Origin of the sequence: Bradyrhizobium sp. SZCCHNS3052, assembly GCF_032484495.1 — a bacterium.
Taxonomy (GTDB): domain Bacteria; phylum Pseudomonadota; class Alphaproteobacteria; order Rhizobiales; family Xanthobacteraceae; genus Bradyrhizobium.
On record NZ_JAUETB010000014.1, the window covers coordinates 55,206 to 74,592 of the forward strand.

Genomic DNA, 19,387 nt, shown 5'->3' on the forward strand with positions numbered 1-19,387 from the left:
TTCGGGCCGAATTAAACCCATTCCGCGGTTGCCGTGGGGACCCGCCTCGCCTACGTAGGACGCATCATGAAATTCCTCGATGAAGCCAAGGTCTATGTGCGCTCCGGCGACGGCGGCAACGGTTGCGTTGCGTTCCGGCGCGAGAAGTTCATCGAGTTCGGTGGGCCGAACGGCGGCAATGGCGGCCGTGGCGGCGACGTCATCATCGAGGCCGTCGACGGCCTCAACACCCTGATCGACTACCGCTACCAGCAGCATTTCAAGGCCCAGAAGGGCGAGAACGGCATGGGCAAGGACCGCCATGGCGCCGGCGGCAAGTCCGTGGTGCTGAAGGTTCCCGTCGGCACCCAGATCTTCGACGAGGATCGCGAGACGCTGATCCACGACTTTACCGCGGTGGGCGAGCGCTTCGTGCTGGCCGAGGGCGGCAATGGCGGCTTCGGCAACGCCCATTTCAAGTCGCCGACCAACCGGGCGCCGCGCAACGCCAATCCCGGCCAGCCCGGCGAGGAGCGCTGGATCTGGCTGCGCATGAAGCTGATCGCCGATGCCGGCCTGGTCGGCCTGCCCAATGCCGGCAAGTCGACCTTCCTGTCCAAGGTCTCCGCCGCCAAGCCGAAGATCGCCGACTATCCGTTCACCACGCTGCATCCGCAGCTCGGCGTCGTAAACGCCGACGGCCGCGAGTTCGTGCTGGCCGACATTCCCGGCCTGATCGAGGGCGCGCATGAGGGCGCCGGCCTCGGCGACCGTTTCCTCGGCCATGTCGAGCGCTGCCGTGTGCTGCTGCACCTGGTCGATGCCACCTGCGAGCACGCCGGCAAGGCCTACAAGACGGTGCGGCACGAGCTCGAAGCCTATGGCGGCGAGCTGACCGACAAGGTCGAGATCGTCGCGCTGAACAAGATCGACGCGGTCGATCCGGACGAGCTGAAGAAGCAGAGGGACCGGCTGAAGCGCGCCGCCAAGAAGACGCCGCTGCTGATTTCCGGCGCGACGGGCGAAGGCGTCAAGGAAGCTTTGCGCAAGCTCGCCGACGTGGTCGGCGAACAGCCTGTGTCCCTCAAGGCCAAGAGCACGACCGAGAGCGCCGCGACCGAGGAGCCGTGGGCGGCCCCAACGTCACCGCAGGGCTGAACTGAAGCCAACCTTGCCTCGCAGGCCCTCGCTTGCGACACTCGCCGCCATCCATCAACACTTGAGCCCCGTCCCGTGCGGACCGCGTGTCAGCCACGCACCTCTCATCACGATGCGAGGGCTCGAACCGACCCCGTTCACGCCATGGTACCCCGTCTCGAAAATTTTCGCCGCATCGTCGTCAAGGTCGGCTCGTCGCTGCTGGTCGATTCCGAGGCCGGCGAGGTCCGCGCCTCCTGGCTCGCCGCGCTGGCGGCCGACATCGCCCGGCTCCACAGCCGCGGCTGCGAGCTGCTGGTCGTATCCTCGGGCTCGATCGCGCTCGGCCGGAGCCGATTGAAGCTGCCGCGCGGACCGCTGAAGCTGGAGGAGAGCCAGGCGGCCGCCGCGGTCGGCCAGATCGCGCTGGCGCGGACCTGGTCGGAGGTGCTCGGCGCTCATGGCGTCAGTGCCGGCCAGATCCTGGTGACGCTGCAGGACACCGAGGAGCGCCGGCGTTATCTCAACGCCCGTTCGACCATCGCCAAGCTCCTGGAATGGCGCGCGGTGCCGGTCATCAATGAGAACGACACGGTCGCGACCGCCGAGATCCGCTATGGCGACAATGATCGCCTCGCCGCCCGTGTCGCGACCATGGCGAGCGCCGATCTGCTGGTGCTGCTGTCCGATATCGACGGCCTCTACACCGCGCCGCCCGCGCAGGATCCGAATGCGCGGCTGATCCCCGTGGTCGAGAGCGTCACCGCCGACATCGAGGCCATGGCCGGCAGCGCGGCTTCCGAGTTTTCGCGCGGCGGCATGCGCACGAAGATCGAAGCCGCCAAGATCGCCACCACTGGCGGCACCCACATGCTGATCGCCTCCGGCAAGATCGAGCACCCGCTGGCCGCGATCGCCAATGGCGGCCGTTCCACCTGGTTCCTGACGCCGGCAAACCCCGTCACCGCGCGCAAACGCTGGATCGCGGGTTCGCTGGAGCCGAAGGGCACGCTGACGATCGACGCCGGCGCCGTGACCGCGCTGCGGGCGGGCAAAAGCCTCTTGCCGGCCGGCGTCATCCGTGTCGATGGCCAGTTCGCCCGCGGCGATGCCGTGGTGGTGCGCGGCCCCGACACCCATGAGATCGGCCGCGGCCTCGTTGCCTATGACGCCGACGATGCCGAGCGGATCAAGGGCCGTTCGTCGCCGGACGTGGCCGTCATCCTCGGCATCTCCGGCCGCGCCGAGATGATCCATCGCGACGATCTGGTGATCGGCCCGGCAGGTGCCGGTCCGGTCTGAGACCGCGGCACCAGCGTTCGCAAACGGCCGAATTCCGTGCTACTGGAGAGCCTTAATTCAAGGTTGAAACGCCCATGACCGCGCCTTTGAAAGCCATCGACGGCAGCGCCGATCTGCCTGCGCTGATGAACGACCTCGCCAAGCAGGCGCGCGCCGCCGCGCGCGTGCTGTCGCTGGCGCCGGCCGCGCAGAAGAACCGGGCGCTGGAGGCGATGGAGCGGCTGATCCGGGCCCGCGCGGACACGATCATCGCCGCCAATGCCGAGGACGTCGTCGAGGCCAAGGCCGCCGGCATCACTTCCTCCTTCCTCGATCGCCTGACCTTGACCCCGGCCCGCGTCGCCGCGATGGCCGACGGCATCGCCGCTGTGCGCGAGGTCGCCGATCCCATCGGCATCGTCACCGAGAGCTGGCAGCGGCCGAACGGCATGACCATCGAGCGCGTGCGGGTGCCGCTCGGCGTGATCGGCGTGATCTTCGAGAGCCGCCCCAACGTGGCGGCCGATGCCGGCGTGCTGTGCCTGAAGTCCGGCAATGCCGTGATCCTGCGCGGCGGCTCGGACTCGTTCCGCTCCTGCCGCGCCATCCACGAATGCCTCGTCGAAGGCCTGCGCGAGGCGGGCCTGCCGGAGGCTGCGATCACGCTGGTGCCGACGCGCGATCGCGCCGCCGTCGGCCTGCTGCTGTCGGGCCTGAACGGCGGCGTCGACGTCATCGTGCCGCGCGGCGGCAAGAGCCTCGTCGCCCGCGTCGAGGCCGAGGCACGTGTGCCGGTGTTCGCGCATCTCGAAGGCGTCAACCACGTCTATGTCGACGGCGCCGCCGACCTGGAGATGGCCAAGTCGATCGTGCTGAACGCCAAGATGCGCCGCACCGGCGTCTGCGGCGCGGCAGAGACGCTGCTGGTCGATCGCGCGGCCGCCGACAAGATCGAGCCGCTGGTCGACATGCTAATTGGCGCCGGCTGCGAGGTGCGGGGCGATGAGGTCGTGTGCGCGGCCGATGCGCGGGTGAAGCCGGCCAGCAACGAGGACTGGGACACCGAATATCTCGACGCGATCATCGCCGCGAAGGTCGTCGACGGCGTGGAGGGCGCGATCGCCCACATCCACGCGCACGGCTCACACCATACCGACGCGATCGTCACCGATGACAATGCGGCCGCCGACAAGTTCCTCAACGAGGTCGACTCGGCGATCGTGCTGCACAACGCCTCGACCCAGTTCGCCGACGGCGGCGAGTTCGGTTTCGGCGCCGAGATCGGCATCGCCACGGGCAAGTTCCATGCGCGCGGCCCCGTCGGCGTCGAGCAGCTCACCAGCTTCAAATATCGCATCCACGGCACCGGGCAGACGCGGCCATGACGGCCGCATCCTGTGGTTGAGTTGCACGAGCAGCAGGCGGGGGCAGCCGTGACCGACGCCACAGCCATGCGCCTTGCGATCCGCCAGGCGCTGCCGCCCCACAGTGATGGCATGCGCATCGGCCTGCTCGGCGGCTCGTTCAATCCGCCGCACCAGGCGCACCGCGCGATCAGCCTGTTCGCGCTGAAGCGGCTGCAGCTGGACCGTGTCTGGTGGCTGGTGACACCGGGCAATCCGCTCAAGAACAATGGCGGGCTGCATGCGCTGGCCGAACGCGCCGAGGCGGCGCGCAAGGTGGCCGCCGATCCGCGCATCGAGATCAGCTGTCTCGAATCCGTCATCGGCACCCGCTACACTGCCGACACGATCGATTATCTGCGCCGGCGTGCATCGCGCTTGCGCTTCGTGTGGATCATGGGCGCTGACAATCTCGCGCAGTTCCATCGCTGGCAGAAGTGGCGGCACATCGCGGCCCAGGTTCCGATGGCCGTGGTCGATCGTCCGCCCCGCAGCTTCCGCGCCCTGAACGCGCCCGCCGCACGCGCCCTGGCGCGGTATCGCATTCCCGAAGCGCAAGCCAGCCGTCTGGCCGACCGCGCCGCTCCAGCCTGGGTCTACCTCACCGGCCTCAAGCTCAGCCTGTCCTCGACGGGCCTGAGGAACCCGGACGGCAGTTGGAAGTCGTTCTGAAAGGCCGCGCGTTCGCCATCGCGCGCGGCATCGGATATGCATGGAACTTGCCGTCTCCGCTACGGTCCGAAGCGGGGACGGCCTGGACGGTGTCGGGCCGGACGACCGGGGTACTGGATTGTTGAAACCCTTAACCCCACATGCCTAATATGGTCAGCAGGCCGGGTTGGATTCGGCCTGCGATACAGTGAAAGGAATGGTCCCTGACCACATCTGTATTGTCCCAGTCGGCCTTACCGAAGACGAAGGCAACGACTACCAAGTCGGCGACGGCCAAGTCAGCGCGTAAGACGTCGACCCAAGATGCGGCCTTGCAGGCGCAACCCGACGCCGACAAGACCCTGCGCACGATCCTCTCCCGCCTCGAAGACATGAAGGCGGAGGAGACGGTCACGATCGATCTTCACGGCAAATCGGCGTATTCCGACTACATGGTCATTACTACGGGCCGCTCGAACCGGCACGTCGGATCGATCGCGGAAAACGTCGCCAAGGGCCTGAAGGAAGCCGGCACCAAGAAACTCCACATCGAGGGCCTGCCCAATTGCGATTGGGTGCTGATCGATTCCGGCGACGTGATCGTGCACGTGTTTCGACCCGAGGTTCGCGAGTTCTACAATCTCGAGCGATTGTGGACCCAAGGGCCGAACCCGGCCAAGGCGGTCTAGGCGGTCCCACGCCGCGGCGGGTGCGAATCGTACGGCGCACGTGCTAGTCGGGTGCGCATGCGCCTGATCGTGGTCGCCATCGGCCGGTTGAAGCAGGGTCCCGAGCGGGAGCTCGCGGAGCGCTACCGCGAGCGTTTCGACGACATCGGCCGCAAGCTCGGCTTTCGCGGCCTCGACATCCATGAAATCCCGGAAAGCCGCGCGCGCGATGCGGCGACGCGCATGACCGAGGAGGCCTCCGCGATATCGGCGGCGATCCCCGACAAGTCCGTGCTCGTCTGTCTCGACGAGCGTGGCCGGAACGTCGACAGTACAACTTTTGCGGGTTATCTTGGGCGCTGGCGGGACGAAGGCATTCCGGCTGCCGTCTTCGCAATCGGCGGCGCCGACGGACTTTCGCCCGATTTGCGGCGCAGAGCCAAGCTTGGGGTTGCGTTTGGCGCCGCCACCTGGCCGCACCAGATCGTCCGCGTCCTGCTGCTCGAGCAGATTTACCGTACTGCTACGATCCTTGCCGGTCACCCCTATCACCGCGCTTGAACAAGGGACGATGGGAGCACAATAAGGACCTCGATGTTCGCTGCGCGGCCCCTCTCCTGCTTCCCAAGACCTGTCCGCAGCGGCCGGTCCTGCCGCGCGTCGCTCGTCGCGCTCGTGGTGGTCTTTTCCGGATGTCCGGCGCTGGCGCAGAGCGGACTCCGGCCATCCATCCCCGGCACCGCGTCACCGACGCCGGCCACCCCGGAGCAGTTGAAGCAGCGCGAACAGGAGCTCGAGGCCGCCCGCGCCGCCCAGAAGGCCGCCGCCGAGGCCCAGGAGCGGTTGAAGGCCGACATCGCCGCGCTCGGCGAGGATCGCGGCAAGCTCAATCAGCAGCTGATCGACGTCGCGGCGCAGGTGCGTAGCGTCGAAGTGCGGGTTGGCGAGGCCGAAACGCGGCTGCGCGGGCTCGACGGCCGCGAGCAGGATCTGCGGACGTCGCTGGAAGCGCGGCGCTCGGAGATCATCGAGGTTCTGGCCGCACTGCAGCGCGCCGGCCGCCGCACCCCGCCGGCCCTGCTGGTCCGTCCCGAGGACGCGCTGCAATCCCTGCGCACGGCGATGCTGCTGGGTTCGGTGATCCCCGAGATGCGCAGCCGAGCGGAGAAGCTCTCGACCGATCTCGGCGAGCTCGTCGCCATCCGCAAGACGATCGCCAGCGAACGCGACAAGCTCGCCGGCGACCGCGACAGGCTGCGCACCGATCAGACCCGTCTCGCCGCCTTGGTGGAGGAACGCCAGCGCAAGCAGAGCTCGGCCGAGAAGGACATGGAAGCCGAAAGCGCGCGCGCCGCCGTGCTGGCGCAGCAGATCGACTCGCTGCAGGGACTGATCACGACGATGGAGCTGGACCTCAAGAGCGCGGCCAAGGCTGCCTCGACGGCGAGCCTGCAGGGGGTGCCGGTCAACAGCAAGCCGGACGCGAATGCGCTGCGCAACCCGGGCCGCAAGGCGCCCGCGATCGCGTTCGCCTCGACCAAGGGCATGCTGACGTTTCCTGTCAACGGCACCAAGATCCGCGAATTTGGCGCATCGGACGGTGCGGGCGGCTCGGATAAAGGCATTTCTTTGGCAACCCGGCCAGGGGCTCAGGTCACAACCCCGTGTGATGGCTGGGTTGTGTATGCGGGTCCCTTCCGTAGCTACGGACAACTCTTGATCCTCAACGCCGGTGGCGGGTATCATGTCCTGATCGCCGGGATGGAGCGCATTTCCGTCAACATCGGGCAGTTTGTTCAGACGGGAGAGCCGGTCGCGATCATGGGTAACCGCTCCCAGGTTGCCTCCATTCTCGCTACCAACGCGAGTCAACCAGTGCTCTATGTCGAGTTCCGTAAGGACGGCACTCCAATCGATCCAGGCCCATGGTGGGCCGCAAATGAAGGCGAAAAGGTACGCGGATGATGCGTAAGACTTCGGTAATTCTCCTGAGCGCGGCCACCGGTGCGGCATTGACCCTGTTCGTCTCGCAACCGCGCGCGGTGTTGATGGGATCGACGGCGCGCGCCGCGACCGCCGATACCTATCGCCAGCTCAACCTGTTCGGCGACGTGTTCGAGCGGGTGCGCAGCGATTATGTCGAGAAGCCCGACGATTCGAAGCTGGTCGAGTCCGCGATCAGCGGCATGCTCTCGGGGCTCGATCCGCATTCGAGCTACATGGATGCGAAGAGCTTCCGCGACATGCAGGTGCAGACCCGCGGCGAGTTCGGCGGCCTCGGCATCGAGGTGACGATGGAAGACGGCCTGATCAAGGTGGTGTCGCCGATCGACGATACGCCGGCCTCGAAGGCGGGCATCCAGGCCAACGACATCATCACCAATCTCGACGACGAAGCCGTGCAGGGCCTGACCCTCAACCAGGCGGTCGAGAAGATGCGCGGTCCGGTCGGCACCAAGATCAAGCTGAAGGTCGTGCGCAAGGGCGCCGACAATCCGCTCGACGTGACGCTGACCCGCGACAACATCCGCGTCCGCTCGGTGCGCTCGCGCACCGAGAGCGACGACATCGCCTATATCCGCATCACCACCTTCAACGAGCAGACCACCGAGGGCCTGAAGAAGAGCATCGCCGACCTGCAGAACCAGATCGGTGACAAGCTGAAGGGCTACATCATCGACCTGCGCAACAACCCGGGCGGCCTGCTCGAGGAGGCGGTCACCGTCTCCGACGCGTTCCTGGAGCGCGGCGAGATCGTCTCGACCCGCGGCCGCAATGCCGAGGAGACGCAGCGCCGCGCGGCACATGCGGGCGACCTGACCAAGGGCAAGCCGGTCATCGTGCTGATCAATGGCGGCTCGGCGTCGGCGTCGGAGATCGTGGCCGGCGCGCTGCAGGATCACAAGCGCGCGACGCTGGTCGGCACCCGCTCGTTCGGCAAGGGCTCGGTGCAGACCATCATCCCGCTCGGCGCCGGCAACGGCGCGCTGCGGCTGACCACCGCGCGCTACTACACGCCGTCGGGCAAGTCGATCCAGGCCAAGGGCATCGTGCCCGACATCGAGGTGCTGCAGGACGTGCCGGATGAGCTGAAGTCGCGCACCGACACCAAGGGCGAGGCGTCGCTGCGCGGCCATCTGAAGAACGACGGCGACGAGAAGACCGGCTCGCAGTCTTACGTGCCGCCGGACACCAAGGACGACAAGGCGCTCAAAATGGCCGCCGACCTGCTCCACGGCATCAAGAACAGCGCCAACACCCCGGCGCCGACCGAGAAGGCCGCGGCCGACAAGCCGGCCAAGGCGGCAAACTGAGGTCGCCAACTGAGCGGCAGCCGACCGACGCGAATCAGGTTTGAAGGGCGGCCTCCGGGCCGCCCTTCCTTTTTGGACGGCTTCTTGGTTTGCCGCTCCGCCGATCTACGGGCTTGCGGACACCGGCCCTGCGTCCGAATCCCCGCCGTGGTATCGTCGACCCGATTGATTCGGGAATTTCGATGACAGAGACGGCCGACGAGCTGAGCGCCCCGCTCGGGCAGACGGAAAAGCGTCGCAGGCGCCGCATTCGGCTTCCCTTCACGGCCCTGCAGGCCCTCGCGATGCTGCTGGGGCTGTTCCTGGTCGTGTTTGCCGGCTTTGCGATGTTCAACGACAATCCGCTCGGTGGCGAGCCGGTCGCCCGCGTCGCGATCAACGAGGGCGCAAAGCCCACCGACGACAAGGCCGCCGCCAAGCCGGATGGCAAGCCAGACGCAAAGGCCGACCACGGCGCGGCCCCCGCGGCCAAGCAGGAGGCCGGCGAGCGCAAGACGGTCACCATCATCGACGGCTCCAGCGGCGCCCGCCAGGAGGTCGCGATCGGTGCCGGTGGCGAGACGGCAGAGCCTGGATCGGCCGCGCCCGCGAGCCAGATGCCCGGCGTGGACCCGCGGCTGCTGGAGAAGTCGCGCTACGGCATGATCCCGGTGATGGCCGACGGGCTGAAGCCATTCACTGCCTATGCGGCCGAGGCCGACCGCGCCAAGGCGGCGCGCATGCCGGCCGTCGCGATCGTGATCGGCGGTCTCGGCGTCGGCGCCGCCAAGACGGCGGACGCGATCATGAAGCTGCCGCCGGCGGTCACCCTGGCCTTCACGCCCTATGGCTCCGATCCGACCAAGCTCGCCGAGCGCGCCCGGGCGCAGCGCCACGAGATCCTGCTGCAGGTCCCGATGGAGCCCTACGACTATCCCGACAACGATCCGGGTCCGCAGACGCTGCTCGCAACACTCGGACCGGACCAGAACATCGACCGGCTGTTCTGGCACATGAGCCGGCTGCAGGGTTACGTCGGCATCGGCAACTTCATGGGTGCGCGCTTCGTCGCAACGGAAGCGGCGATGCAGCCGATCGTGAACGAGGCCGCCAAGCGCGGTCTGGCCCTGTTCGACGATGGCGCAGCCCCGCGCAGCGTGGCAGCCTCACTGGCCACGGGGCTCGCGATGCCGTTCGCGAAGGGCGACGTCGCCATCGACGCGGTGCCGACCCCGGTCGAGATCGACAATGCGCTCGCCAAGCTCGAAAGCCTGGCCAAGGAACGTGGCGTCGCCGTCGGGACCGCCTCGGCGCTGCCGGCCTCGATCGACCGCATCGGCACCTGGATCAAGGGGCTCGACCGCAAGGGCATTCTGCTGGTGCCATTGACAACCGCGATGCTGAAATCAAAATCGAACTGAACGAACGTGCGCCGGCCCGACTGGCGACGTGACAGCGGGAGGCCTGCGCAGCGAGGCGCAGGGGTCCCCGCAGGAAGGCCGAGACCGGAATGACGCGCTACGAGGACCTGCCTTACCGCACCTGCGTCGGCATCATGCTGATCAATTCGGAGGGGCTGGTTTTCATCGGTCGCCGCGCCGGCGGAATCGAGCATGTCGACGACACCCATGTCTGGCAGATGCCGCAGGGCGGCGTCGATCCCGGCGAGGATGCCTGGGAGGCGGCCAAGCGCGAGCTGTATGAAGAGACCAGCGTGCGCTCCGTCGAGAAGCTGGCCGAGGTCGGCGACTGGCTGACCTACGATATTCCGCGCACGGTCGCAGGCCGTGCCTGGAAGGGGCGCTATCGCGGCCAGCGCCAGAAATGGTTCGCGCTGCGCTTCACCGGGGCCGATGCCGAGATCGATGTCGAGCGCCCCGGCGGCGGCCACCACAAGGCGGAATTCGTCAGCTGGCGCTGGGAGCCGATGAAGAACCTGCCGGGGCTGATCGTGCCGTTCAAGCGGCCGGTCTATGAGCGCGTGGTCAAGGAATTCGCTCCGCTCGCAGGCGATTGAATCGCGATCCCCGCCCTCGACGCGGTACCCGACATCCGCTAGTCCGCTTCTGCGCAGGAGCTGCAGGGTAACTCTGCAGATGCGTCGGGACGATGCCGTCATGATGCACTGCCATGCGAACGACAGCTCATGGATTCGAGGATGACCGAGACCAGACCCTATCGTCCGAATGTCGGTATCGCGCTGCTCAACGCCGAAGGGCTCGTCTTCCTTGGACGCCGCTTTCGCGACGACGGGCCGGAGATCGTGCTGCCCGGGCTCGAATGGCAGATGCCGCAGGGCGGCGTCGACCCCGGCGAGGATCTTCAGGCAGCAGCGCGGCGCGAGCTGTGGGAGGAGACCGGCATTCGCGACGCCGACATCCTCGGCGAGACCGACTGGCTGACTTACGAATTTCCGCCATTCGAGGATCCGAACCACCGGCTCGCGCGCTTTCGCGGCCAGCGCCAGAAATGGTTCGCGATGCGCTTCACCGGGCGCGACGCCGACATCGATCCGGTGACGCCGCGCAACGGCCAGCCGGCCGAGTTCGACGCCTGGCGCTGGGACCGCCTGGCGCGCGTCCCGGAGCTGGTGGTGCCGTTTCGCCGCGAGGTCTATCGCGCGGTGGCGCAGGCTTTTGCGCATCTCGCCAACGTTGGCGACTGATCTACGTCGAAGCGCGGGGCTCTTCGTCATTCAAGGGCCGACGCTCCGCGCGCCTCGGAAAGGCGATGTCGCGAGAGTTCGCCGGCCTAATTGTCCTCGACCGTGAACGGCCCGATCGCAATCACCCGGCAGTCGTTGTCGCGCGTGGCGCAGTCGGCCAGCGCGCCGCCGATCGCCGTCTCCTCACGGTCGCCATTGAGGCCGAAGCCGGGGTGGCCGGCCGTGCCGACCGCGACTGCATTCCAGCCCGACGTCGCGGCCTCGAGACGTCGCGCCACCTCCTCGCGCGCCTCCGGGGCGATCGCCTGATGGATGGCCGCGCGGAAGAAGCCGGTGGCTTTCATCACCGTCGGTATCGGCACCACGAAGGCATCGTCGAGCGCAACGATGATGCAGGCGGTGCCCGCCTGGGCACCGCAGGCTTCCAGATTGCGGCGAACCACATCGTCGACGAGGTCGCCGCCGACGCTGTAGAAGAACTGCCCGCCGGGCCCGAGCGCGATGGCCTTGGTCCGACGCGCCGTGCCGTAGTTCGCTTCGAGCCGGGCCCGGCCTGTATCGCGCACCAGCGGCATCTCTGCCGCGCTGAAGGCGCGCTCGGTCATCGGGTCGTGGCGCACCCAGGGCTGCGGCGGCAACGGCGGTTTGCTGTGCACGTAGACGACATTGTCGCCGACGGCATAGAGCTCGCATTTGCGCGGTCCGTTCGCATTTTCCGCGCGCTGCTGGCACTGCTCCAGCGCAGCCGATTTCGCCGCGTCGTCGCTCGCCTGTCCGGTGACATAGGCGCTGACGCCGTTGATCGTGGTCGCGAACGCCTTGTGATCAGGTGCCGGCACGTAGTCGCGCGCCAGCGCAATGCGGGTCCGCTCGCTCACGAACGGCACGGCTTCAGGTGCAAACTTCTCGGCGGCGACAGAGGATGAAGGCGAGGGCGACGGCTGCGGCGAGTCGGCCGGCTGCACGGCGGCGGATGACTGCGTCGGCGCGGGGGATGGGGATGCAGACGGGACCGAGGACGGCGAAGCCGGCGTGGCCGACAGCCGGGCCAGCGCTTCCGCGGCCGCCTTGGCGGCATCGCGCTGCGCGGGGTGCGGATCGCGATAATCCAGATAGAGCTCGGTCCCGACCCCGACGGCTCCGAGCGCAACCACGGCGGCCGCAATTCGCCAGATCAGGCGGAGCCCGCCGCCGCGGGCGACTTTCTTTTCTTCCGGCGGCGCGTAGGTGCCGTCCTCGCGGCGCATCGCCACGCGATAGGCGTGCACCGGGGTCGGGATGTTCTTGACCTCCCGCGCGCCCATGTCGGCGAACTGCACCGACAGCTTGTTGGCGACCTGCTCATGAACGGCGCGCGAGATGCAGATGCCGCCGACGTCGGCGAGGCCCTCGAGGCGTGCTGCGATGTTGACGCCGTCGCCGAGCAGATCGCCGTCGCGCTCGACGACGTCGCCGATGGTGATGCCGATGCGGTAGCTCATCTGCCGGCTCGGCGGATAGGCCATGTTGCGCGTGCGCAGGCTCTCCTGGATGTCGATCGCGCAACGCACCGCTTCGACCGCGCTGGGAAATTCCGCGAGCACCGCATCACCGGCGGTGTTGAAGATGCGGCCGCCGGCTCGCGCGATGAAGTCGTCAACGACCTCGCGATAGGCCGCCAGTCGCCGTAGCGTCTCTTCTTCATCCTCCGCGACGAGGCGCGAATAGCCGGCGATATCGGCGGCGAAAATCGCCGCGATCTTGCGTTTCAAGACGATCTGTCCTGCCATGTCACCGCGCCCGCTGGATTGGCCGGGAGCATGCCGTCAGATCGGTGAGCATGCAACCGGCCTCCCTTGAAGTAGTCATCGACCGGCGCACGACGTTCGAGCCCCAAACGAAAATGGCCGGGCAGAGCCCGGCCATGAACGTTCATTCATACGTCGTGCGGTGGGATCAATGCAGCGCAGTCGTATTGAGCTGCTGCTGGATCGTCTTGAAGTGATCGAGCCGCTCGATCGCGCGATCGAGCTCGTTGCCCTGCTTCTCGTTCAGCTTGGATTCCATGCCGGCGATCTCGGCCGCGAAAGCGGTCTGGTCGAGCTCCTTCAGCGACGTGGCGACGTCGGCGAGAACCGTCAGACCCTTGTCCGAGATCTCGGCAAGGCCGCCGAGCACGATGATCTTCTGCTGCGATCCGCCTGATGTCACCGTCAGGATACCCGGCCGCAGCGTCGCCACGAACGGCGCATGCCCGGCGAGCACGCCGAAATCACCCTCCTGGCCGGGAACGTCGACCTGGTCGACCTCGCCCGAGAAGGCGATCTTTTCCGGCGAGACGAGATCGAAATGGAAAGTAGCCATTGGGGAAACCTGCGAATAGCGAATAGCGAATGGCGAGTAGTGAAGGAGGAAGCAGCGAACAGCTCGTCTATTCGCTGCTCCCTATTCGCCCTTAGGCTGCCTCAGCGGCCAGCTTCTTGCCCTTCTCGACCGCCTCGTCGATGTTGCCGACCATGTAGAAGGCGGCCTCCGGCAGGTGGTCGTACTTGCCTTCACACAGGCCCTTGAAGCCCTTGATGGTGTCGGCGAGGTCGACGAACTTGCCCGGCGATCCCGTGAAGATTTCGGCGACGTGGAACGGCTGCGACAGGAAGCGCTCGATCTTGCGGGCGCGGGCCACGGTCAGCTTGTCCTCTTCCGACAGCTCGTCCATGCCCAGGATGGCGATGATATCCTGCAGCGACTTGTAGCGCTGCAGAATCTGCTGGACCTGACGCGCGGTCTGATAGTGCTCCTCGCCGACGACCAGCGGGGAGAGCATGCGCGAGGTCGAGTCGAGCGGGTCCACCGCCGGGTAGATGCCCTTTTCCGAGATCGCGCGGTTGAGCACGGTGGTGGCGTCCAAATGCGCGAACGAGGTCGCCGGCGCCGGGTCGGTCAAGTCGTCGGCCGGCACGTAGATGGCCTGCACCGAGGTGATCGAGCCCTTGTTGGTGGTGGTGATGCGCTCCTGCAGCGCGCCCATGTCGGTGGCGAGCGTCGGCTGATAACCCACCGCCGAGGGGATGCGGCCGAGCAGCGCCGACACTTCCGAGCCGGCCTGGGTGAAGCGGAAGATGTTGTCGACGAAGAACAGCACGTCCTGGCCCTGGTCGCGGAAGTGCTCGGCGACGGTGAGGCCGGTCAGGCCGACGCGGGCGCGGGCGCCGGGCGGCTCGTTCATCTGGCCGAACACCAGCGCGCACTTCGACTTGACGCTCGGATCGGGATTGTGCGGATCGGCGTTGACCTTGGATTCGATGAACTCGTGATAGAGGTCGTTGCCTTCACGGGTACGCTCGCCGACGCCGGCGAACACCGAATAGCCACCGTGCGCCTTGGCGACGTTGTTGATGAGCTCCTGGATCAGCACGGTCTTGCCGACGCCGGCGCCGCCGAACAGACCGATCTTGCCGCCCTTGGCGTAGGGAGCCAAGAGGTCGACGACCTTGATGCCGGTGACGAGAATCTCGGCTTCGGTCGACTGGTCGGTGTAGCTCGGCGCGTCCGCGTGGATCGGACGCAGGCCCTCGGCCTCGACCGGACCGGCCTCGTCGATCGGCTCGCCGATCACGTTCATGATGCGGCCGAGCGTGCCGACGCCCACCGGCACCTGGATCGGCGAACCGGTGTCGGTCACCTCCTGGCCGCGGACCAGACCTTCGGTGGTGTCCATCGCGATGGTGCGCACGGTGGATTCGCCGAGATGCTGGGCCACTTCGAGCACCAGGCGGTTGCCGGCGTTCTTGGTTTCGAGCGAATTGAGAATGGCCGGCAGGTGACCTTCGAACTGCACGTCGACGACGGCGCCGATGACCTGGGTGATGCGACCGATCTGGTTGGCTGCGGTAGCCATTGAGTGTCTCTCCTTACGATCCGTATACGAAACCACGGTCGGCTCGACCGGGATATGTTCCTGGGTTGCGCTTCAACGGGCGCTGCGCGATCCGGCTAGACCGCCTCGGCGCCCGAAATGATTTCGATCAGTTCCTTGGTGATCATCGCCTGACGCGTGCGGTTGTAGATCAGCGTCTGCTTGCGGATCATCTCGCCGGCGTTGCGCGTGGCGTTGTCCATGGCCGACATCTGCGCACCGTAGAACGAGGCGTTGTTTTCGAGCAGTGCGCGGAAGATCTGCACCGCGAGATTGCGCGGCAGCAGTCCAGCCAGGATCTCGTCCTCTTCCGGCTCGTATTCGTAAGGCGCCAGCGGCGCCGCATTGGCCGGGCGCGCTTCGACCACCAGCGGAATGATCTGCTGAGCGGTCGGGATCTGCGCGATTACCGAGCGGAAGCGCGAGTAGAACAGGGTGCAGACGTCGAATTCGCCGGCCTCGAAGCGGGCAATCACCTTCTTGGCGATCTCGTCGGCATTGGCGAAGCCGATCTGGCGCACGGAGCGCAGGTCCATGTGCTCGACGATCTGCTTGTCGAACTGGCGGCGAAGCTGCTCATAACCCTTGCGGCCAACGCAGAAGAACTTCACCTCCTTGCCCTGGTTCATCAGGGCGAGCGCACGCTCGCGCGCCAGGCGGACGATCGAGGAGTTGAACGCGCCGGACAGGCCGCGCTCGCCGGTGCAGACCAGCAGCAGGTGCACCTGATCGCGACCGGTGCCCGCCAACAGCTTCGGGCCGCCGGCGGAGGCGATGGTGGCGCTCGCGATGTTGGAGATCACGGCGTCCATCTTCTCGGCATAGGGACGCGCCGCTTCGGCCGCCTGCTGCGCGCGGCGCAGCTTGGAGGCGGCGACCATCTGCATGGCCTTGGTGATCTTCTGCGTCGCCTTGGTCGAGGCGATGCGGACCCGCATGTCTTTCAGTGACGCCATTGTTCGTCTAGCTCACCCCGGCGGCCGATCCGTTGAAGACCCGACCGCTCAACCCTGAGATTGGTCATGCCCGGCCTGGCGCCGGGCATGAGATGTCACGTTGTCCCACCCCGAAGGGCGTGGATCGCCGGCCGGAGCCGGCCACGACCTCGCGATCAGGCGAAGGTCTTGGCGAAGCCCTCGACGACCGCCTTCAGCTTGGCGGCGCTGTCGTCGGACAGATCCTTGCTGTCGCGGATCGCGTTGAGCAGGTCGGCATTCTTGCCGCGCAGCAGCGACAGCAGGCCGTCCTCGAAGGCGCGCACCTTGTTGAGCGGCAGCGGATCGAGATAGCCGTTGGTGCCGGCCCAGATCACGCAGACCTGCTCTTCCATCTTCAGCGGCGAGAACTGCGGCTGCTTCAGGAGCTCGGTCAGGCGCGCGCCGCGGTTGAGCAGGCGCTGGGTCGAGGCGTCCAAGTCGGAGCCGAACTGCGCGAAGGCCGCCATCTCGCGGTACTGCGCCAGCTCGCCCTTGATCTTGCCGGCGACCTTCTTCATCGCCTTGGTCTGGGCCGAGGAGCCGACGCGCGACACCGACAGACCGACGTTCACGGCGGGACGGATGCCCTGGAAGAACAGATCGGTCTCCAGGAAGATCTGGCCGTCGGTGATCGAAATGACGTTGGTCGGAATGTAGGCCGACACGTCGTTGGCCTGGGTCTCGATGACGGGCAACGCGGTCAGCGACCCCAGACCATGGTCCTTGCTGAGCTTGGCGGCGCGCTCGAGCAGGCGGGAGTGCAGATAGAACACGTCGCCCGGATAGGCCTCGCGGCCCGGCGGACGGCGCAGCAGCAGCGACATCTGGCGATAGGCGACGGCCTGCTTCGACAGATCGTCATAGATGATGACGGCGTGCATGCCGTTGTCGCGGAAGTACTCGCCCATGGTGCAGCCGGTGAACGGGGCCAGATATTGCATCGGGGCCGGATCGGACGCGGTGGCGGCGATGACGATCGAATACTCCAGCGCGCCCTGCTCTTCGAGCACCTTCACGAACTGAGCGACGGTGGAGCGCTTCTGGCCGATCGCGACATAGACGCAGTACAGCTTCTGGCTCTCGGGAGCGCCAGCGACGTTCAGCGGCTTCTGGTTCAAGATGGTGTCGAGCGCGATCGCGGTCTTGCCGGTCTGACGGTCACCGATGATCAGCTCGCGCTGACCACGGCCGACCGGGATCAGGGCGTCGATCGCCTTGAGGCCGGTCGACATCGGCTCGTTCACCGACTTGCGCGGAATGATGCCGGGGGCCTTGACGTCGACGCGCTTGCGCTCGGTGGCCTGGATCGGGCCCTTGCCGTCGATCGGATTGCCGAGCGCGTCAACGACGCGGCCGAGCAGACCCTTGCCGACCGGAGCGTCGACGATGGCGCGGGTGCGCTTGACGGTCTGGCCTTCCTTGATCTCGCGGTCGGCGCCGAAGATGACGACGCCGACATTGTCGGTCTCGAGGTTCAGCGCCATGCCGCGGGTGCCGTTCTCGAACTCGACCATCTCGCCGGCCTGGACGTTGTCGAGACCGTAGACGCGGGCGATACCGTCACCGACGGACAGCACCTGTCCGACTTCGGTGACTTCGGCTTCCTGCCCGAAATTCTTGATCTGGTCCTTGAGGATCGCGGAAATTTCCGCGGCGCGGATGTCCATCAGCCTGCCTCTTTCATCGCGTGCTTGATCGAGTTGAGTTTGGTGCGAAGCGAACTATCGATCATGCGGCTGCCGAGCTTGACGACGAGCCCGCCGATAATCGCTGGATCGACTTTCACGTTGAGCGCGACGTCCTTGCCGGTCACCGTCTTCAGTGAGGCCTTCAAGGCGTCGAGATTCTTGTCGGAGAGCGGCTCGGCGACGACGACGTCGGCCGTGGCCTCTCCCTTGTATTTGGCGACCAGCGCGTTGAAGGCGCGGATCACGTCGGTCACCGCGAACAGGCGGCGGTTGGCGGTCAGCACGCGCAGCACGTTGGCGGCGACACCGGCGATGCCGGCCTTGTCGAGCACGGCATTCAGCGCCTTGAGCTGCACGTCCGCACCGAACACCGGACTGCGGACGAGGCGCTTGAGATCGGCGCTCTCATCGAGGAGGGCATTGAACCTGTCGAGATCGGCCTTGACCGCATCGACGGACTTTTCGTCACGGGCCAGTTCAAACAGGGCCGTCGCGTAACGACCGGACACACCGGATACGGAGGGATCTTCAGCAGCCACAGACGTGCTCTTTTTATATGCGCCCAACCCACAAGAGGGACACCGGCGCGCCGCTGCGGCGCAAACCAGCTAAGCCCTTGGAATTCAAGCAGGACTTTGATTTTCGATCGCCGCGAGAGCAGCTTGATCACGAAAAGCGGCGCTTTGCTAACATAGCGTACGCGCAGCCGCAACAAGCGGCGGCCCGCTATTCGGCACCTTGTTGCCGCGCCGCGGTTGGAGCCTACACGCGGTCCAACGGACTCGCTGATGGCCGCCCGCGCGCGCCCCGCCCCCGATACCAGTCACTCAGCGCAAGGTTCCAGCTGTTGCTGCATGGCCGCCATGCTGGTTTGGCCTTGACTCCCGTCGGCGGTGCCCGGCGGCCGCCGACCAGCCCGCACCGACATTACTTGCTGACATCTTGGCATCCTAAGTGAGAACTTAACTCAACAGTATTTCGAAGTATTTGATCGTTAATCAAGCGTTAACGCGGTGGATTACGGAATTTTCCGTGATGAGTAGACCGCGACGCAAGATGTTTCGATCAGAGCGGAACAATTTCTACTGCCCCACTCACGCCTCATTGCCCCACCAAACGGCGCGCGCCTCAACACCTGACGGGGGTCCACTGGCCGCAGAACGCGGCAATACTGTTCGAGGGACATAGATGCTGAAACTGAAGAACCTCTCGGCTGGCAAGATCGCCGGCTCGCGCACCGCGCTCGCCGTTGCCGTGACGCTGATCGTCGGCGGCAGCGCCACCGAAGCCTCGGCCCGGTCCAGGCACCACCATCACCACGCTCGCCACCACCATCATCACATGGCGCGCCATGCTGCTCAGCCCGCGGCCGACTCGTTTTCGAACGGATGGTCGTCCAACGGCTCCTCGTGGATGAACTCCAACGCAGCGGTCACGCCGTCGTCCGGCACCGGCCGCACTTTCTCCGGCATGGCGTCGTACTACGGCAACGAGTCCGGCAGCCGCACCGCCTCCGGCCAGCGCATGAACGCCAACGCGATGACCTGCGCTCACCGCTCGCTGCCGTTCGGCACCAAGCTGCGCGTGACCCATGGCGGCAACAGCGTCATCGTCACCGTCAACGACCGCGGCCCGTTCATCCGCGGCCGGGTGCTCGACCTGTCGACCGGCGCCGCCCGCGCCATCGGCCTGACCCGCGCCGGCGTCGGCCGCGTCACCGCCGAGGTCGTGTCGTAAGATACCCGATCTT

General features: G+C 66.6%; 18 protein-coding genes. 12 read left to right on the top strand and 6 right to left on the bottom strand.

Translation table 11 applies throughout. The features are described from left to right. Window positions 1-66: 66 nt before the first annotated feature. The 11 genes from obgE (at window position 67) to QX073_RS29830 (ending at window position 11,077) form a co-directional block, all read left to right on the top strand. A complete protein-coding gene (gene obgE / locus QX073_RS29780; protein ID WP_315715949.1) occupies window positions 67-1,137 on the top strand; it encodes a GTPase ObgE in 1,071 nt (356 codons plus the stop codon). Between the two features lie 144 nt (window positions 1,138-1,281). Beyond that, window positions 1,282-2,418 carry a glutamate 5-kinase gene (proB, locus tag QX073_RS29785; RefSeq protein ID WP_316226812.1) on the top strand — a complete coding sequence of 379 codons (1,137 nt, stop codon included), beginning with the start codon at window positions 1,282-1,284 and terminating at the stop codon, window positions 2,416-2,418. A 74-nt stretch (window positions 2,419-2,492) separates the two neighbouring features. After that, window positions 2,493-3,782 (top strand): glutamate-5-semialdehyde dehydrogenase, encoded by a 1,290-nt coding sequence (locus QX073_RS29790; protein ID WP_315715947.1) that lies wholly within the window; start codon window positions 2,493-2,495, stop codon window positions 3,780-3,782. 66 nt (window positions 3,783-3,848) lie between these two features. Next, on the top strand, window positions 3,849-4,472 hold the full coding sequence (locus QX073_RS29795; protein ID WP_315716185.1) for a nicotinate-nucleotide adenylyltransferase: 624 nt from the start codon (window positions 3,849-3,851) through the stop codon (window positions 4,470-4,472). 311 nt (window positions 4,473-4,783) lie between these two features. Then, window positions 4,784-5,140 carry a ribosome silencing factor gene (rsfS, locus tag QX073_RS29800; RefSeq protein ID WP_315715946.1) on the top strand — a complete coding sequence of 119 codons (357 nt, stop codon included), beginning with the start codon at window positions 4,784-4,786 and terminating at the stop codon, window positions 5,138-5,140. A gap of 57 nt (window positions 5,141-5,197) precedes the next feature. Further along, the gene (gene rlmH, locus QX073_RS29805) at window positions 5,198-5,680 is read left to right on the top strand and encodes a 23S rRNA (pseudouridine(1915)-N(3))-methyltransferase RlmH (protein WP_315715945.1); all 483 of its coding nucleotides are present in this window, start codon (window positions 5,198-5,200) and stop codon (window positions 5,678-5,680) included. A gap of 33 nt (window positions 5,681-5,713) precedes the next feature. Next, on the top strand, window positions 5,714-7,084 hold the full coding sequence (locus tag QX073_RS29810; RefSeq protein WP_316226813.1) for a murein hydrolase activator EnvC family protein: 1,371 nt from the start codon (window positions 5,714-5,716) through the stop codon (window positions 7,082-7,084). Next, the gene (locus QX073_RS29815) at window positions 7,081-8,433 is read left to right on the top strand and encodes a S41 family peptidase (RefSeq protein ID WP_315715943.1); all 1,353 of its coding nucleotides are present in this window, start codon (window positions 7,081-7,083) and stop codon (window positions 8,431-8,433) included. The genes QX073_RS29810 and QX073_RS29815 overlap by 4 nt, the downstream gene beginning before the upstream one ends. Window positions 8,434-8,615: 182 nt before the next feature. Then, the gene (locus QX073_RS29820; protein WP_315750644.1) at window positions 8,616-9,833 is read left to right on the top strand and encodes a divergent polysaccharide deacetylase family protein; all 1,218 of its coding nucleotides are present in this window, start codon (window positions 8,616-8,618) and stop codon (window positions 9,831-9,833) included. Window positions 9,834-9,922: 89 nt separating this feature from the next. Continuing rightward, window positions 9,923-10,429, top strand: coding sequence for an RNA pyrophosphohydrolase (locus tag QX073_RS29825; protein ID WP_315715941.1), 507 nt, complete (start codon window positions 9,923-9,925; stop codon window positions 10,427-10,429). Window positions 10,430-10,570: 141 nt separating this feature from the next. Continuing rightward, window positions 10,571-11,077, top strand: a complete 507-nt coding sequence (locus QX073_RS29830) for an RNA pyrophosphohydrolase (protein ID WP_315715940.1) — start codon at window positions 10,571-10,573, stop codon at window positions 11,075-11,077. 86 nt (window positions 11,078-11,163) lie between these two features. On the opposite strand, the gene QX073_RS29835 is transcribed toward QX073_RS29830, so the two are convergent. From QX073_RS29835 to QX073_RS29860, 6 genes are all read right to left on the bottom strand, one after another. Continuing rightward, a complete protein-coding gene (locus tag QX073_RS29835) occupies window positions 11,164-12,846 on the bottom strand; it encodes an adenylate/guanylate cyclase domain-containing protein (protein WP_316226814.1) in 1,683 nt (560 codons plus the stop codon). Window positions 12,847-13,012: 166 nt separating this feature from the next. Continuing rightward, window positions 13,013-13,420, bottom strand: coding sequence for a F0F1 ATP synthase subunit epsilon (locus QX073_RS29840; protein ID WP_315715938.1), 408 nt, complete (start codon window positions 13,418-13,420; stop codon window positions 13,013-13,015). 91 nt (window positions 13,421-13,511) lie between these two features. Continuing rightward, the gene (gene atpD / locus QX073_RS29845) at window positions 13,512-14,954 is read right to left on the bottom strand and encodes a F0F1 ATP synthase subunit beta (RefSeq protein WP_315715937.1); all 1,443 of its coding nucleotides are present in this window, start codon (window positions 14,952-14,954) and stop codon (window positions 13,512-13,514) included. A 95-nt stretch (window positions 14,955-15,049) separates the two neighbouring features. Further along, window positions 15,050-15,928, bottom strand: coding sequence for a F0F1 ATP synthase subunit gamma (locus QX073_RS29850; protein ID WP_315715936.1), 879 nt, complete (start codon window positions 15,926-15,928; stop codon window positions 15,050-15,052). A 155-nt stretch (window positions 15,929-16,083) separates the two neighbouring features. After that, window positions 16,084-17,616 carry a F0F1 ATP synthase subunit alpha gene (gene atpA / locus QX073_RS29855; protein ID WP_315715935.1) on the bottom strand — a complete coding sequence of 511 codons (1,533 nt, stop codon included), beginning with the start codon at window positions 17,614-17,616 and terminating at the stop codon, window positions 16,084-16,086. Further along, window positions 17,616-18,176, bottom strand: coding sequence for a F0F1 ATP synthase subunit delta (locus QX073_RS29860; protein ID WP_315715934.1), 561 nt, complete (start codon window positions 18,174-18,176; stop codon window positions 17,616-17,618). Before QX073_RS29860 ends, atpA begins: the two co-directional genes overlap by 1 nt. Before the next feature lie 649 nt (window positions 18,177-18,825). Here QX073_RS29860 and QX073_RS29865 point away from each other — a divergent pair. Further along, a complete protein-coding gene (locus QX073_RS29865) occupies window positions 18,826-19,374 on the top strand; it encodes a septal ring lytic transglycosylase RlpA family protein (protein WP_315715933.1) in 549 nt (182 codons plus the stop codon). The last annotated feature ends 13 nt before the right edge of the window (window positions 19,375-19,387 follow it).